Consider the following 16,736-nt stretch of genomic DNA (forward strand, 5'->3'; position numbering starts at 1 on the left):
TCCCTGGCAATGTGCTCGATCAGCCGCGCGTCGATTGCGGCAATTCAGCGACCAGGCGCAACGAAGCGGTCAGTTCGTCCAGTTGATAGTGTGGGCGCAAGTACGTCACCGCCTTGTAGACGCCCGGTTTGCCCGGCACTTCAAACACCTCGGCACGCGCTTCACGCAACGGGAACTTGGCCTTGGCTTCCTGGCTCGCGGTGTCGTCCAGCAACACGTAGCTCGACAGCCACTTGTTGAGGAACAGCTCGACGTCCTTGCGCGAGGCGAAGCTGCCGATCTTGTCGCGCATGATCGCCTTCATGTAGTGGGCGATGCGCGAGGTGGCGAAGATGTACTGCAACTGCGCGGACAGCCGGGCGTTGGCGTTGGCGATGTCGGTGTTGTATTGCTTCTGCTTCTGCGTCGACTGGGTGCCGAAGAACGCGGCGTAGTCGGTGCCTTTGCAGTGCACCAGCGGAATGAACCCGAGGTCCGACAGCTCTTTCTCGCGGCGGTCGGTGATGGCGATTTCAGTCGGGCACTTGAGGGCGATTTCACCGTCATCGGTCTTGAACGTGTGGGTCGGCAGACCTTCAACCAGACCACCACCCTCGACACCACGAATCGCCACGCACCAGCCGTAACGGGAGAACGCATCGGTGACCCGGGTGCCCAGCGCGTAGGCGGCGTTCATCCACAGATACTTGTTGTGGTCGCGGCCATCAACGCTTTCGACGAAGTTGAATTCCTCGACCGGCGTGGTATCCGGACCGTAAGGCAGGCGACCGAGCACGTGGGGCAGGGTCAGGCCGACATAACGCGAGTCTTCGGAGGCGCGGAACGACTTCCACTTGGCATATTCGACGGTGTCGAAAATCTTCGCCAGATCCCGTGGGCCGGACATGTCGGTAAACGAATCCCAGCCAAACAGCTCAGGCGAGGCCGCCGAGATGAACGGTGCATGGGCGGCCGCCGCGACGTGGGAAATCTCTTCGAGCAGGTACATGTCTTCCGGGCTGCGGTTGAACTCGTAGTCACCCAGCAGCATGCCGAACGGTGCACCACCGAAGGTGCCGTACTCTTCTTCGTAGATCTTCTTGAACAGCGCGCTCTGGTCGAATTCGGAAGCGGCCTTGAGGTCGCGCACCAGGTCTTTCTTCGAGGCATTGAGCAGGTGGATCTTCAGCGTGGTGCTGGTCTCGGTCTGGTCGACCTGGTACTTCAGGCCGCGCCAGGACGCTTCCAGCTGCTGGAATTCGTTGGCGTGCATGATTTCGTTCATTTGCTCGGAGAGCATCGCGTCGATCTCGGCGATGCGCGCGTCGAGCACGGCGATCAGGTCCTTGCTCGGCGTCATTTCGCCTTCCAGGATCTGGTTGACCAACTCGCCGATCAGGTCGCGGGTGCGGGTGCGCTCGGTCTCGGAGCGGGCCACGCGGCTTTGCGAAATGATGCTGTCGAGCAGCGAGGATTGCGCGGTGAAGTTTTCCACTTCAACCAGCTCGCTGTCCTGTTGAGTCACGGTTTGCTTGTCGTTCATCGTCAGGCTCCTACGCTTTGCCGTCGGTGGCTGGAACGGCGGCTTCGCGACCGAATTCCTTGCCCAGGGTTTTCAACTTCTCGGTGTTCTGCAACACGTCCATCAGCAGCTCTTCGAGCTTGTCGTTGCCGCCCATTTTGTTGCGCAGGTCCGCCAGCTTGTTGCGCACTTCCAGCAGCTTGCGCAGCGGCTCGACCTGCTTGACCACGTTCTGTGGTTCGAAGTCTTCGAGGGCGTTGAAGTTGAGTTCGACACCCAGCTGCGTGCCGTTCTTCGCCAGGGTGTTGTCGACGCGGTAGGTCAGGCGCGGCTTGATGCCCTTGAGCACGCCGTTGAAGTTGTCGCGGTCGATGAAAATGAACTTGCGGTCCTTGAGCTTCGGCAGCGGCTCCAGCGGGTTGCCGGAGAAATCGCCCAGCACACCGACGACAAAGGGCAGCTCTTTCTTTTCCTGAGCGTCACCGATATCCACGTCATAGGTGATATGGACCCGAGGCGCGCGAACGCGGTCGAGTTTGTGCTGGGTACTTTCCTTCTTCGCCATCGTGATCTCCTGTGCGAACAATTCGCTGCAAGTCGTTTGCGTGTCGGTTCAATGGGTGGCCGAGCGCGTTACATTCCTTCGATCGTCAGCAGCAGGCGCTGACGGATTTCATCGTTCATGTCCATGATGTTTTCAAGGCCCACCAACTCTTCGAAGCTGGTGTTGCCGGCGATCTGGGTGCTGCTGCGGATTACCGCTTCGTCGGGCAATTGCGAACGAACCGGTGAGCTGATGACGCAGAAGGGCAGGTCGCCGAAGTCCTTCAAGCGTTCGAAACTGACGGGGAAACGCAGGCCTTCGAGCAGGCGGCTGATGCCGGGCGACTTGCTCAGGCAGTAGAAGAGCACCAGGTAATGCACCACGAACCGGTACAACTCGGCGCTGCTGCGATTGGGGTCTTTGATCACCGTACGGAAACGCGCCAGGTCGAAAGAGCTGAAGCCCACCACCCAACGCACGGGACTGGTGATGCGAATGGTTTGACCGCTTTGGGACAGCACCTTGTCGTACTCCAGCGCATACAGTTGCGGAGTGGTGCTGAGCAGGTTGAGCGGCACTTCGAGTTCATTGACCAGTTGGAACGGAGCGCCCGAACCGATGCGGTCGTAGAGTTCCTTGAGTTCCTTGAAATGGTGCTGGGTTTCGCGGCCGCTACTGCGTTGCGCGCCCTGCAGGTACTCACCGAAAAACGTCTGCGGACGAATCAGCAATGCCAGGGTCGCCAGATAATCCGAAGCCTGCGCCTTCAGCGCATCAGAAATGGCTCGGGTCTGGCTTCGCAGCTTGATCAATGCTTCAACATCAAAAAACGTCTGAGTCATCGGTACATCGTCCTTGAACACTTCACGCCTTCCTGGATAAAAACCGGGGCATGTCGATCGACTGATTTCTCGAGTAAACCGTTGTCCACGAGAAGTGATTGCTAATGTTCGAAATCAAAAAAACACACTGCCGGGGATCGCCGGGAGTGTGATGCTGGCATATGGATATTGAGTTGCCAGTAACGTCGTGTATGGCAACACCACGTATCGAAAAGTTCATTCGAGAACGGATTTTTTCTCGTTTTTGTTACACGCCGCAATGATGTCGGCTTGCCATTACTTGTGGGGTGTGTCTGTCGGATAGTTCCGAAACCCAGTTAATTCAATGGTTTCAGGCACGCCATGGATCCAATTTTTAAATGAAAATAATTTGAAAAAGGTGAACCGGTTCACCCAATGCGTGCTGAATTGCCCAGAGAAGAAAAGATTGCAGGATAAGTGTCATATTACTGGCACGAAGTGATGGCATTTCGGGATGTCGGGATATACATCGCTTCCTTTTCGCGCACGATTGCGCGAGTGGATTACCCGAGTTGGCGGACATGATCGGCACCTACCTGATTGCAGGTACTGCGCGGCACTTGCTGCAGCAACGATTCGAGCAGGCCTGAAGGCTTTCAGCATCGGCAAGCGTGGGGCGCCGGGTTCAAAGGCTCCCTGCGCAAAGCTGATGAAGATCTGATAGCAGCCCTTGCAGTTCGTTGTTTTCGTCCAGCAAGGGTTTTGCGTTTTCATATAGAACAACGTCGTTGATTGTGAACGAGCGGTACGGGTGTCATGGCTACCATTACCGGACGGCCGGCGTAGATAGAGCCGATTGAAGGCTTGGTGCTATTCACTTTCGATTACAGTTGAATCCCATGAACAAGACCGAACTGCAAACTCTTGGAGTCAGGGTTTTTTGTTCTCCGCATTTGGTGTCAAAATTCCAGAATTGCGTCTGAGCATGCTGAAGTTGATCGTCCTAAGGTTGAAACCATCGGCTCAGCGGTGTCTCATTTGGGCAATTGGGGTGTAACGTTAAAGCAACTGTGACCACTTTCTTTTTTTTGTAGCACTGATGGTACTTTCCCATGTCTCAGCGGTTCAGTCCGGTGAGACACACGCCTGCCGAAAGCAGCATGATGGTGCTCGGAAGGCTGTAGCCTCTGTCCTGCAGAGTTCTAGGGCTTTAGTACAGTTCGATGCGATGCCAGCAGTAGGACCGTTTCGCTGGAAGCGTTAATTTTGGCGTTCCGAGTGTGGTTCTCCAACGCCTCGACTCGTCACTCCAGCGCAGTGGCATTGCGGTCGTATCCAAGGATATATTCAGAAATATGGACATCTCTAGACTGCTTACACCGTCAAATTGCCAACGATTGCAAAATATCGATCTGCGTCGTGGGTGCGAATTATGGAGCACGACTGGATCGATTGATGCCGCGGTTCAGAACCTGACCGGGCAGACAGTGACGGCGCACGCATGAGTAACTTTCTGAGACCTCCCACTTCGGCCAGCATGCGATGTGAGCGCAGGCAACCGGGCCTACTAGGGCGTGGGCAGCAGGGGTTTGCAGGCGAGTCCGCAATGGATTTCTACATGCAGCCTGGGCAATTCGCCGGAGAATACGCGACCGATGATTACACGGCTGCAGTGTACCTGGTACATCAGTTGTCATCTCGCGACGAGGATATGAGCCCTGATGAATTCAGACGTGCTGCTCTGCTGCTCCGCGAGCTTCTGCAGAGGCTGAAGTTCGCCACTAATGTATCGGTTGAAGCGCTGCAAGCCCTGCAACAGGCTGCCGAAAAAATTCCAGTAATTGGACCTCTGATGTTTTCGGGAGGTAACTTGCCCGGAACCATTGCGGCTGCAGCGGGTGGCGTTATGGCAGCAGCCAAGGCGAGGAAGGTTACTGATCTTCTGGACATGACTCCCGCCCAAAAAGCGAAGCTTCACGCGTGGGCCAATAGCCGAGGAACCCCCGGCGCACAGTCGGCCGGTAAAACATTTAAAGGCAGCATAAAAATCATTGCTAAAGAAGGTCAGTTGTTTTTTGAAGTGCCTGTGACGGCCGTAGCGAAGCATTATAAAATTCTAGGTGCGGTGGGGCCGTCTGTCGCTCATATCCCTATCGGGAATACCAAGGCTGCACTGAACCAACGTACACATCTGCATGCGAATGGCGCTACCGGCATGTTGAAGTTCATGGGGGGGAATTCTGTCGGTGCTGCTCTGGCTATAGGGCCGCACGCATTTCTGGATTATTCAAGTTCAATAACAGGTACGGAGTTCTATAACAAGTCTGTGCAAAGTCAGCCAACTAACATTGCATCGGCAGTTGCCGGAGTTGGCGCTGGTTGGTTGATGACAGCTGGTGCGACTGCCCTTGCGCTTCCTGCTGCGCCCTTGGTAGCGGTGGTGGCCGTCAGCTTTGTTGCAGGTGTACTTGTACAATGGGTCATAGTTGAAACCGGACTTGATAAGACGGTTAGCGACGCGTTGAAGATTGAGGATGACGAATGATCGATTCCCAGAATATTAAGAAAATTAGTTGGGGTTTTTTCGGGTTCTTGGTTTTTTTTATGGTATTTGGGCCTTCAAATTTAAAGTATTTTTGGCAGGCATTTTTTATTATGTCGTTGCTTGCATTCATGTGTACTATATATCTTGTTTATGTATGTGAGAGAATTACTTTTTATTTAACTTCGATACTTGTTGCGGTCGCAGGTGCATTTTCCTATTTGGCCTGTACTGCAGCTTATGTGATTGGTGCAAGTTTCTGGGGAAAGACAAGTATTGCTGCCCTCATGGTAGGGCTTTTTCCAATGGCCGTCACATTGCTAACATATTTGGTCCTGGCAAATGGCAAATCGTCATTTCATCCATTCGAATATGATGGAATCAAGGTGCAGCCACGTCCGCAAAACAAGCAAAAAACATCGGCCGCATATAGCCCTCTTTTGGTGGCTGGCGCAACCACCTTGGCGGCGAGTATTTTTACTAAATCAGCCGGCTTCCTCACTACCGGTATGGTTGCCCTGTTTGGGATGCTAGCTGTTTCCGTCACATTTTTATTCTACGCACGCCACATAATCAGAGGCCTGCGCACCCTCCGCATCCAAGAAAAAACCATGCCCACCCCGTACACCTTCATGCAAATCGACGACATTCGCGAAGCGCGCAGTCGTTGGTGGTTGAGCAGATTGTTCAAGTGGTTCGCTTACTGGCGCAAGTCGCCGGGTGTCTGATTTTCGATGATCAATACGAGCAGGCCGCCCAAGCCTGATGACGTGTTACCGGTTTAAGGAGTAGTTGAAGCGATGGATCTTTCCTCACTGTTGTCCGCGCTGAACAGGCGCCTGTTCAAGCTGACCATGGCCCTCAAGGGCGGCCAGGAGTTGTTGCTTGAATCCTTTGCCGGGTGTGAAGGTTTATCGACTGATTTCGGGTTTCAGCTTGATCTGATTCCCAGCAGGCAACCTTTTGCGCGGTCCTGCGCCAGCTCTTCAGTGAGGGTGCAAGGCCTGGAAGTCAGCCACTCAGGCTTCCTGTTCGGATATCTGGGTGCGTCCGGCTGCAACATAGGGTCCATGCGCTGAAGCAGCTGAGGAGAGGGCGGAGGGAGCAGGTGGTCGTAACGCTCGGTGTATTGGGTGAGCGCTTCGTTTGAGCTTCTGAGATCAAACATGGTTTTTTAACCTCTCGGTGCGAGGCAGTGATGTTCCACGACAAAGCGTTCCTTATGGCAAATACGCCTTAATTCTCTTGGCGAGAAATTCGTAAAAATTGTTCGCATACAATAAGTTCTTCCCCGACGGGATTCTAACGAAAATCTGGCATTCTTCGCCGTTATAGGTGTCGTAATCGAAGAAAAAAACCTCGCCAAGGTCGGTTTCGCTGATGACTACTTTTTTAGTGGTTGTTGATTTGTGTTTTAGGCGATTGATGTGCTGGAAAACTATATCTCCACCATTGATGTCCTCGAAGTTCATTCCATAGATGCTATATATTTCATCCGTCCCGACTTCTCCTCCTGCATAATTGAGAAGGAACCATATGTAGGATGCAGGCAGTTTATGGCGGATTTTTTTTTCGGCTTTTATCAGCCAGTCATCAGATACAGCGTCAGCGGGTGATCCAAGCGCGGCGATATCCGGATGTTGTTTTATCAGGTTCTCTAGTTCAAGTATTGTTGGTTTATTCATTGTCTGTCTCGGACGTTTTTTTTTGTTTTTAAGTGAGGTTTTTTGTCCGTAAATTGTCGTTTTGGATTCAGTTTTGATGGTGTTCGACGAGCATTCGAGTTCTTTAGCGGGATGCTGTTGTCAATCGCTAAATTTCCATCATTTCATCGTGCGGTGAAGATCCGAAATTTTTGTGAAGCGGTATTTGCAACATTACAGAGGTGTAACCGTTGACGGTGTGATATCACGTGCCGAGCGGGCCATATTATTTTCACCATGCACTCGGACATACATATCATCCATAGTATTTGTAAATTCGGTGACTCTAGTGCCGGGTTTGTATGGTGGTGCCCAACCTTCAGGAAAGGTTGAATTTACCTCGCTAGCTAGACGATGGGTGATATCAGTTCTTTTCGCAGATTTTACCGCTGGTGCCTCTTTCGCCTTAGCTCCCTGTTCAGCAGGATCAACAGTCTTCAACGGCGCCGGTTCCCTCACCCGCAACCTAATGTTGTTTGATCAGGCTGGCTGATTAAAGCAGTTGAATCTTTCTTAAGACGTTCATCTTCCGTCTACCTGTATGCACACCTCCTGCTCGCCGATCATTTTACAAGGCCAATGATCATTGATATAGCGAGTAGGCTTGAAGCAGGCGTTTTCGTCATTTACCCAGAACAACTGCCAGGCCGACCCAGAGATAAGTAGCTTCGGGCAAGGTGTGTAGTCTTTATAGAGCAATGTAAGAGTGGTCAGGATCATAGTGGCGGGTACAATATATATTATTGTCTTGAAACACAGGTATAACATCAGAGTTTGAAGGCGCAGCAAGAAGGAGTTTTTTGGAGGGTCAAATTTTTTTCCCGTCCAAGCAGCAATAAAGGCACCTATTATCCCGATTAATACAATAGGCGGAGCCATCAATAGGCCGAACGCTAGATAAGGAGTCTCTACAACGGGAGCGTTTCGGTAAATGCGTCCGTAAATTGGGAGCACGTGTTCATAAAGCCAATACAGCGAAAAAAAGCCCGTGAGTATCATGAAGAAGGCAAAGGCCAAAGCACCTAGTCTGAAGGCCAGAGGAGACATGGAGTGCGCAGATACGCATGATTTATTGTTCATAAGTGATCTAGACTTCAAAAAAATTTCAATTTTGATATATTTGGTAGTTCCGGAGCTTTTGGCCAGCTAGGTAATGGAAGGTCGTTGGGCTGTATTTTCCGGACAATCCAGGATTTTGTTTCGTCGTATGCTTGATCAATAAGTTCGCCTATGACGCTGGTGGCCACTTTTTCAGTATATATTTGCAAGTCTTTAATGCTGATTCTGGTCGCTTTTTCGTGTAGTTGTTCTATGTTATGAAGGGCGTAGCGCATTCCAGACTTTACACTATTTTTGATGCCGTACTGATTGTCCAAAACATTCAACCCAATGCCTATGCCGAATACCACCACCGCTCCAACTGCGACCGGAAATGCGGCGGCGGTAAAAAGCGCCCCTGCCGCCATTGCAGCCGCATACCCAATCGCAGTCGCTATCCCTGCTTTAATTAACTCAACGCCAACGCCTGCAAAAAGATCAGAAAGTACAGCCTCGTCATTAAATACCCATTCCAATACTTCAATGCCAACCGCGACATAGCAAGAAAGTTTAAAGCCTTTTACTGAAGATCCTCGAATCCCATATTTGCCTATTCCAACCTCAACTAACTGAGCATTTCGAATCCCGTAACGAGTTCCTTTCAAGCGGTTCCGCAACCCCGGATATCCGGTTAAAACGACATATTGCTTTCCGTTTTTAATTAAGACGCGAATCTTGGTTCCAATTCCGCCAATGTCACTGAGCAAGCGGCCAACGTTGTACGCATCATAGGCGCCCAACGCTGCCGGTACTCCCCAGTTCGTATTGACGAAAGAATGTACGGTCGCGTTGTAGATTGATTGCGTGTTGCCCCAAAGACCATCCAGCATTTCCGGTTGGGTCCTGGGCACATGGTTGGTGGCCGGGTGCCAGTATCTGCGGTGCCGTTTCGTTGTGCTATCAACGCGTTTGCGTCATCCATGCTCAGAACGACCATTTCATGTTGATTGCTGTCCATGTCACGGCCCAGCTGATCGAGTTGTGTATCACTCAAACTCATGACGAACTCCCTGTAAGCCTGTCTACTCGCCTTACGTGGCAAGCGTCTGAAGTGCAGGCTGCACTGACCGAAAAATAAAATCAAACAGGCAAATTGCCATCACTGAGAAGTGTTTCGTTACCTTGACAAAGAACTTTCAAGAGGTTTCCATCGCTGACTTGAGGCCAATTTTTGCGGGATGCAACGAATGATAACGGGCAGTTGACCGCCCAGAAAAATCAGCTAACCGCCTTCGATTCCCCGCTACCTACCGAACAATAACCGATTCTGGTGATCTTTGGCGGTCAGGAGGGGCTTGAGATTTTTGCGATTGTCATTGCGGCAAGCTGAGCCATGACAGGGTTTGAAAGTATTTCAAAAGCGAAATAATCAGATGTGCGACCGCGCAGGATCCAGGGATTTTCACTTTTTAAAGGAGCTGTTGCATGAATAATGGACTTTATCCCTGTACGGCCGCCGATCCAATGGGTGTTGGCCCCCACGATGGGTTGTTAGGTGAGGGGGCACTACCATGGCCAAGTGAAATTGCTTCCCGAGCGTTTCCTTCTTCATTGGCTATCGGAGGGCTCTACTCTACCGATGATCTGAGTGCTGCTGAGTTCCTCATAAAGGAATTGAGTTCACCTGAGGCAGAGTTGAGTGAAGACGAATATGAGGAATACTGGATACTGCTGATCTCCCTTATTGCTAAACTGAAAAAGGCTGTAAATGTCACGGCAGAGCAATTTGCAAAGATACAGAAAAAGGCAGTTTCAATTCCTGTAGTTGGACCATTGCTGTTTTCACCGGCGAACCTGCCCGGTACCTTGGCAAGTGTTGGGGGGCTTATTCATGCTGGCTCGCGAGCAGCCAAGGTTGAAGACCTTCTTGATATTGATAAATCAACTAGGAAGCAACTTAAAAAATGGATTGCCTCGCGTGGCAAATCTGGTAGTGTCTCAGCAAAGAAAACATTTCGTGGGCGAATTAAAGTTGTTCGAATAGCGGGTGCGCTTTATCTCGAAATACCGGCATCAGCCAAAGCCAGTATCTATAGAGTCGCTGGCAAAGTAGTGGGTGATGTCATTCATATACCTACTCATAACGCAGCCAAGGCGTTGCGGGCGACAAGTCATGTTGATGCCGCTGCGTATGGTCAAAGGGGCGTGGGTCGCGTACTTGTTGGCAATGCAGCTGGGCCGCTGCTTGCATTTGGTCCCCAACTCGTCATGGATATTAGAAGTTCAGAGAGTACCGATGAATTCCTTGAAAAAACTGCTTACAGTCAGCCTACCAATGGTTTGGTTTTTGCCAGTGGTGTAATTATTGGTGCAACCGTTAGTGCCCCTGCAGTTGTGGTGATTGCGTTGGGTATTGGAGCAGGCTTGTTGATACAGGTGGTCATGAGTGATGAAGTTACAGGTTGGGGGACTTCTTTCGGAGATGTTCTTTTGGGGAAGGATTGACTATGTTTAGTGTTGAGTCTCAGCGGTTTTTGTCCACGGTGTTCGGTACTTGGTTTTTGTTTTCTTTGCTGGCTGCATTCTCGATTGGGATTCTGCCGGAAATTATGACTTTGCCTGCAGTTTTTGCTGTCCTATGGTTAACGTATTGGTGCATAAATTGTGCTTATCGGACGGAAAGGTTCACCAAATACGCTAGCCTTCGGCTATTTACCAATCTTGCCATTGCGCCTGGTTTTGCATTTGTCGCTGCGTTGGTGACTTGCTATAAGCAATTAAAGTTGAATGCTCCGTTAGCTGTTTTTATAAGTTTCGTTCCCGTATTCTTGTCCTTGATTGTCTATGGCTTCCTATACCGGTGGCGTGGAGGTCATAGCCCTTTAGTCGTTCGAGGGCAGCGGGTCGAGGTGATAGGGGCTATCCAGGAAAATCATTGGTTATTAGGTGTGGTTGGCGCTGCTTTGGGCTCTTTAACCTATCCAGTTTTTTACGCATATAAGTCGTCGACTTCAATGCTGGTGTTTCTTTTTATTGTCATATCGTTGTTTATGCTGTTTTATCACCGTTCCAGTATATCTGCGTTAAGAACCCTGAAGGAGCAGGAGGCGCGAGAAGGTTCTTGTTTTACATTTATGAATATTGAAGAGATTCGTAAAAAGCGCGCTTCCTCTTTGATTGGTCGGATGTTCACTGCAAATATTGATCGTTGAGATTTATCAGACTTCAGTTTCAAGGAGAGTGAAATGTTAATGGACTTGCTTGCGATGATGAGCCCGCAAAATAAACGGCTCTTCAAACTCAACACGTTTGCCCAGCCCGGAGACGAAGAACTGCTGCTGGAATACTTCTCCGGAGCTGAAGCATTATCGAAGCCTTTCCAGTTTGATCTAGGTCTGTTAAGCCACCGGGCGGATGTAAAGCTAAAATCTTTGATCGGCCGTCTCGCAACGGTTGAAATTGAGCTCGCGGATGGTTCTACACGTTATTTAAACGGATACATCAATCGTTTCAGTAGTAAAGGCAGCGATGGTGGAGTCATTCGCTACGGTGCGGTGCTGGGACCATGGTTGTGGATGCTTACCTGCCGATTTGATTCACGGATTTTTCAGGACAAGACGGTACAAGACGTGCTCGTCGACGTTTTTGGTAATTTTGGTACTTTGCCGAAATTTGAGTTTCGCCTGAGCAAAACACTCAAGCAGCGCAGTTTCATTACTCAGTATCGCGAAAGTGACTTCAATTTTGTACAGCGACTGCTTGAGAGCGAGGGGTTGTTTTACTATTTTGAACATACTGCTGACTCGCACCTAATGGTTATCGCGGATAACTCCAGAACTTTAGATCCATTACCCGAGCAACCGCAGATTCGTTTTCACAGCGCATCGGTGACAGAAACGGCAGACTCGATCACTCGTTGGAGCGCAACTCGTCAGTTGCAGTCAGGCAAGATCGCTGTGCGTACTTTTGATTACCGACAGCCGCGGAACTTCTTACCTGTCACCATGCAGAGCCTCAATCAACAAGGGAATGTTGAAAAATTTGAAGTCTACGACTTTCCCGGACAGTACACTCACGGCTCCTATGAAGACGGTGAAGCATTTGTGCGAAATCGGGTCGAGGCGTTGGAGTTACTCGGAAAAACGTTTTATGGCGACAGCAACTGTCGCGCCATGAAGCCGGGTTTCACCTTTGAGTTGACGCAGCACTACGAACACGATCTGGGCTCTGCTGAGAATCGACAGTTTTTGCTCATCAGCGTTGAACACAGCGGTAGCAATAATTATATGACCGGCGATCAAGCTGGTTATCTGAACAAATTTGTTTGCGTGCGTAGTAAGATCACCTACCGTCCCCAACTGACCACGCGTAAACCATCTATTAATGGCCCACAAACCGCGATCGTCGTCGGCCCACCGGGTGAAGAAATCTACACCGATGAACTAGGCCGGGTAAAAGTGCAGTTTCACTGGGATCGCTACGGGGAGTTCAACGACAAGAGTTCCTGTTGGGTCCGTGTCGCACAATCCGGAGCCAGTGGCGGTTTCGGCAGTGTCTTGATTCCTCGGGTTGGCGACGAGGTAGTCGTGTCTTTCCTTGATGGTGATCCAGATCGCCCGCTGGTCATGGGCAGCCTCTACAACAGCCAGAACACGCCGCCATGGTCGTTGCCGGCCAACAAGACGCAAAGCGGTTTCCTGACCCGGTCGATGAAAGGCGACGGCGGTACGGCGAACTTCTTCCGTTTCGAAGACAAGGCCGGTGCCGAGCAGATCATCATGCATGCCGAGCGCAACATGGACACCGAGATCGAGGTCGACGAGAGCCACAGTGTCGGCAGCAACCGCACGATCACGGTGGGTGGCACGCACACTGAAACGATCAAGAAAGACACGGTGATGAACGTCCAGGAAGGCTCGCTGACGATTCAGGTCGACAACCAGTTCATTCAGGTCAACGCCAAGCAACACATCATTCTTCAGGTAGGGGAGAGCAGCATCATCCTCACGCCGGACGGCATCGAGATCAAGGGCAAGGCGATCACCACGACGAGTACCGGCATGACCCAGATCACTGGTTCCGAGGTCAGGGTCAATGACTGAGGTAGTGGCGCCATGATCAGAACCAGCCTTTACGATCGAATTTCCGAAAAACGCATTGCGCAGGAAGAAGCTGCACGCATTGAGCTGCAGAACGCGCCGGTCATTGAGCCCGAGCCGGAGCCCGAACCCGAACCTGTGGTGGCGCTGCAAGACACGCCCAGCAGTTTCAACTTCGGTGGCTTCAATCTGGGATTCCCGACGGGGTTCAATTTCCGCGAGGTGCAGACCACCCTCGAGCACGAAGGCGAGTCGGTCAGCCTCAGCATCAAGCGTCGTGATGTGCAACAGTGGCAGACCCTGGAGCAGCTTTTCGAAGCCTCGGTGCAGGCGTTTCGCAAGGACCATCCGGACGTGCGCATCATCCGCCAGCGCGATGTCCGCGTGGCCGGCAGTGCGGCGAAGTCGGTGGATCTGCACTTCAAGTCCGGCCATGCCGATCGTCACGCGCGCCTGGTCGATGCCCTGGTGCCTGTCGCCGGGCGTGACGATGCGCAATGGCTGAGTATTGCTTGCGAGATTGATCCCGCCCGGCCCGCGCTCAGTCTCTGGCTGGTTGATTTTGACGGCATGCTCGATGGCCTCGCGGCCCGCTGAAATGCCCTTTTTTTGAATTCAGGAATTTACATCACATGGATTATGAGTTGCAGGAAGGCAGCATTGTGTTGCCACAGGGTTTCCAGGATCGAACCGTTAACATGTTCGTGCTGGGAGCAAGCATTCCAGCGCCGTTGAGCATCACCATTTCCCGGGACACATTGCTGCCCGGCGAGGTGCTCAAAGCCTACGTCGAGCGTCAGATCAAAATGCTCGCGTCCAAGCTGCGCGGCTACACGCTCCTGGGCAAAAAAGCCGTAGCGCTGTCGGCCACGGCACCGATCGACGGCGTGCAGATCGATGCGTATTACATGACCGATGGCCGTCCTTTCTATCAGCGCCAGGCAGCGTTTCTGATCGAACCCGGACGCGCGATCATTTTTTCCACCACCGCCCAGGCTGACTTCAGCAGCGAGCAGAACCAGAACTGGATGGACCTGCTGGCAAGCTTTCAGCCTCGCCAGCCGGGCGCCCCGATGACCGACTCCAGCCCCCAGGAGTAACGGTCATGTTTGAAGCCGCAAGGTTTGGTGATGAACTGTCGCACACCAGTGCGTTGGGCGGGTTTCTCATCGGTGCAGCACTGGGTATCGCGCTGATCGCCACGGTGGCGATCGCGACGTTCACCTGTGGGTTTGGCGTGGCATTGTTGGCGGGCTTGGCCGCAGGCGTCGGAGGTAGCCTGCTCACCGCGGCCGGGGAGAAAATAGGCAGCATGTTTTCTTCACCCGCGGGGACCATCGTCACCGCGTCGCCCAACGTCTTCATCAACAGTCGCAAAGCGGCTCATGTGGAGAAAAGCACCGGCGCCTGCGACAAGCATCCCGGCCCGGTGAAGGTCGCCGAGGGTTCGACCAACGTCTTCATCAACGGCACTGCGGCCGCCCGCAAGGGTGACAAGCTGACCTGCGGCGCAACGCTCTCGAGCGGTTCGGACAATGTCTTCATCGGTGGCGGAACCTATCGCTACCTGCCAGTGGACGACGAAATTCCCGGTTGGCTGCGGACCACGGTCGACATCCTGATGGCGGTCGCGGGTGCGGCGGGTGGTATCGCCCAGTTGATCAAGGCCGGAACCCAGGCCGGCATGAAAGCCGTCATGCCCTGTGTCCTGAAATTCACCGCCGGGTTCGTCGCCGGCGAGGTCGCTTCGCGTTACGTCGTGGGGCCTGCGATCGAGCGTGCGGTGGGTGGCCTGGTCGGTAATCCGGTCGACGCCACCACCGGCCGCAAGGTCATCACCGACGAAACCGACTTCAGCCTCCCGGGCCTGATGCCCATTCAATGGTCGCGTTTCTATGCCAGCGACCTGAGCGTCGACAGCGTGCTTGGCAAGGGTTGGGTCTTGCCCTGGGAGCAGAGCCTGCGTCGCAGTGGTGCTTTCGTTTATCTCACCGACAATCAGGGCCGCAGTGTTCCATTCGTCGACGTGCAACCGGGGGAACGCATCTACAACCCCCACGAGCAGGTGCATCTGGTCTGTACCGAAGGCGGCCACTATCTGCTGCAAACCCTCGACAACACCTTCTTCTACTTCGGTGAAGTGGCGGACGACAACATCCCCGTGCCGCTGCAACGCATCGAAAATGCACTGGGCCACTTCCTGCATTTCACCCGCACCACCGAGGGCACGCTTACCGACATCAGCGCCACCGGTGGCGTGCGGGTGCACCTGCATTACGACAACCCGCTGGGTCGCCTGACCGACGTCAGACGCGTGGTCGACAACCAGGCCGTTGAAACCCTGGTGCAGTACCGCTACGACGACCATGGCCAGCTCAACGAAGTGATCAACCGCAACGGCGATTCGGTACGCCGTTTCAGCTATGTCGATGGCGTGATGGCCAGTCATAGCAATGCCTTGGGCCTGACCTGTAACTATCGCTGGGAACAGATTGGCGGCCAGCCACGCGTGGTGGAGCACTGGACCAGCGATGGCGAGCGGTACCAGTTCCGCTACGACATAAAGGCCCGTACCACGTGGATCACCGATGTGCTCGGGCGCGAAGCCGAGATTCATTACAACGCCGATCATCGCGTCACCTCAAGTCGCGACTTCGGAGGCGAGCACTACGTTATCGACATCGATGACAGCGGCAACATGACGGGCCTGACATTGCCTGATGGCAACCGGGTCACGCTCAAGTACGACGAATTCTCGCGCTTGCTCGAAGAGACCGATCCGCTCGGGCGCGCGATCAAATATCGCTATCACCACCTGACCCCCTTGGTCACGCAGGTCGACTACCCCGATGGCAGCACCTGGCAAGCGCGCTACGACGACAAGGGCAACCTCATCGCCGAAATCGATGCCCTCGGTCACACCACCGAATACCTGAACGGTGACGACGGCCTGCCGCACACCATCATCGATGCGACCGGCAAATCCAAGTATCTGTGGTGGAACACTCTGGCCCAAGTCGAACGCTTCCAGGATTGCTCGGGTAAAACCACCACGTATCGCTTCGACGAACGCCAGCACCTGGTCGCCGTCACTGACGCGTTGGGGCAGACCACCACGCTGGAACGCAAACCCGACGGCGAGGTGCTGCGCATCCAGCACCCGGATGGCAGCGCTGAATCGTTTACCTACAACGCCCTCGGCCAGGTGCTGACGCACACTGACGGCAAAGGCCAGACCACACGCCTGCTACGTACCGCCCGTGGTCTGCCGAGCAGTCGTCAGGACGCCAAGGGCCAGCGCATCCGCTACGAATACGACCCGGCGATTCGCCTGACTGCCTTGGTCAACGAAAACAACGCGGCGTATCAGTTTGCCTACGATGCGTCCGACCGATTGATCGAAGAAAAACGCATCGACAACCTGACCCGGCGCTTCAGCTACAACCTCGGCGGTCATCTGACGCAGGTCGATGAAACGGGCTACGGCGAACGCGGTGAACGGCCAC

General features: G+C 53.1%; 14 protein-coding genes and 1 pseudogene. 8 read left to right on the forward strand and 7 right to left on the reverse strand.

The window, feature by feature from the left end:
* Positions 1-19 precede the first annotated feature (19 nt).
* From tssC to KVG88_RS25900, 3 genes are all read right to left on the reverse strand, one after another.
* On the reverse strand, positions 20-1,522 hold the full coding sequence (tssC, locus tag KVG88_RS25890) for a type VI secretion system contractile sheath large subunit (protein WP_150705098.1): 1,503 nt from the start codon (positions 1,520-1,522) through the stop codon (positions 20-22).
* A gap of 10 nt (positions 1,523-1,532) precedes the next feature.
* Complete coding sequence (gene tssB, locus KVG88_RS25895; RefSeq protein WP_007978739.1) at positions 1,533-2,066, reverse strand: type VI secretion system contractile sheath small subunit; 534 nt, start codon at positions 2,064-2,066, stop codon at positions 1,533-1,535.
* Between the two features lie 68 nt (positions 2,067-2,134).
* Complete coding sequence (locus KVG88_RS25900) at positions 2,135-2,887, reverse strand: hypothetical protein (protein ID WP_150705099.1); 753 nt, start codon at positions 2,885-2,887, stop codon at positions 2,135-2,137.
* A gap of 1,567 nt (positions 2,888-4,454) precedes the next feature.
* Here KVG88_RS25900 and KVG88_RS25905 point away from each other — a divergent pair.
* Positions 4,455-5,393, forward strand: coding sequence for a hypothetical protein (locus KVG88_RS25905; RefSeq protein WP_225934152.1), 939 nt, complete (start codon positions 4,455-4,457; stop codon positions 5,391-5,393).
* Positions 5,390-6,118: a hypothetical protein gene (locus tag KVG88_RS25910; RefSeq protein WP_217873147.1), complete on the forward strand. Its 729-nt coding sequence runs from the start codon at positions 5,390-5,392 to the stop codon at positions 6,116-6,118. The genes KVG88_RS25905 and KVG88_RS25910 overlap by 4 nt, the downstream gene beginning before the upstream one ends.
* Before the next feature lie 215 nt (positions 6,119-6,333).
* On the opposite strand, the pseudogene KVG88_RS31135 reads toward KVG88_RS25910, so the two are convergent.
* The 4 genes and pseudogenes from KVG88_RS31135 to KVG88_RS25930 all read right to left on the reverse strand — a co-directional run.
* Positions 6,334-6,558: pseudogene (locus tag KVG88_RS31135) on the reverse strand (ADP-ribosylarginine hydrolase Tri1); the annotation flags it as partial.
* Positions 6,559-6,610: 52 nt separating this feature from the next.
* On the reverse strand, positions 6,611-7,075 hold the full coding sequence (locus tag KVG88_RS25920; RefSeq protein ID WP_217873148.1) for an SMI1/KNR4 family protein: 465 nt from the start codon (positions 7,073-7,075) through the stop codon (positions 6,611-6,613).
* Positions 7,076-7,615: 540 nt separating this feature from the next.
* Positions 7,616-8,173: a hypothetical protein gene (locus tag KVG88_RS25925; protein WP_224792408.1), complete on the reverse strand. Its 558-nt coding sequence runs from the start codon at positions 8,171-8,173 to the stop codon at positions 7,616-7,618.
* A gap of 14 nt (positions 8,174-8,187) precedes the next feature.
* Positions 8,188-9,021 (reverse strand): hypothetical protein, encoded by an 834-nt coding sequence (locus tag KVG88_RS25930; protein WP_225934153.1) that lies wholly within the window; start codon positions 9,019-9,021, stop codon positions 8,188-8,190.
* Positions 9,022-9,616: 595 nt separating this feature from the next.
* Between KVG88_RS25930 and KVG88_RS25935 the strand changes: the two genes are divergently transcribed.
* The 6 genes from KVG88_RS25935 to KVG88_RS25960 form a co-directional block, all read left to right on the forward strand.
* A complete protein-coding gene (locus KVG88_RS25935) occupies positions 9,617-10,636 on the forward strand; it encodes a hypothetical protein (protein ID WP_075949364.1) in 1,020 nt (339 codons plus the stop codon).
* Between the two features lie 2 nt (positions 10,637-10,638).
* Entirely contained in the window at positions 10,639-11,343 is a 705-nt protein-coding gene (locus KVG88_RS25940; RefSeq protein WP_150705102.1) for a hypothetical protein, read from the forward strand.
* Between the two features lie 33 nt (positions 11,344-11,376).
* The gene (locus KVG88_RS25945) at positions 11,377-13,233 is read left to right on the forward strand and encodes a type VI secretion system Vgr family protein (RefSeq protein WP_217873149.1); all 1,857 of its coding nucleotides are present in this window, start codon (positions 11,377-11,379) and stop codon (positions 13,231-13,233) included.
* Positions 13,234-13,245: 12 nt separating this feature from the next.
* Complete coding sequence (locus tag KVG88_RS25950) at positions 13,246-13,827, forward strand: hypothetical protein (RefSeq protein ID WP_217873150.1); 582 nt, start codon at positions 13,246-13,248, stop codon at positions 13,825-13,827.
* A 35-nt stretch (positions 13,828-13,862) separates the two neighbouring features.
* Positions 13,863-14,330, forward strand: coding sequence for a DcrB-related protein (locus tag KVG88_RS25955; RefSeq protein WP_150736170.1), 468 nt, complete (start codon positions 13,863-13,865; stop codon positions 14,328-14,330).
* Between the two features lie 5 nt (positions 14,331-14,335).
* The coding region (locus tag KVG88_RS25960; protein WP_217873151.1) for a DUF6531 domain-containing protein at positions 14,336-16,736 on the forward strand (2,401 nt) is incomplete at its 3' end.

Origin of the sequence: Pseudomonas azerbaijanoccidentalis (genome assembly GCF_019145495.1) — a bacterium.
Classification (GTDB): domain Bacteria; phylum Pseudomonadota; class Gammaproteobacteria; order Pseudomonadales; family Pseudomonadaceae; genus Aquipseudomonas; species Aquipseudomonas azerbaijanoccidentalis.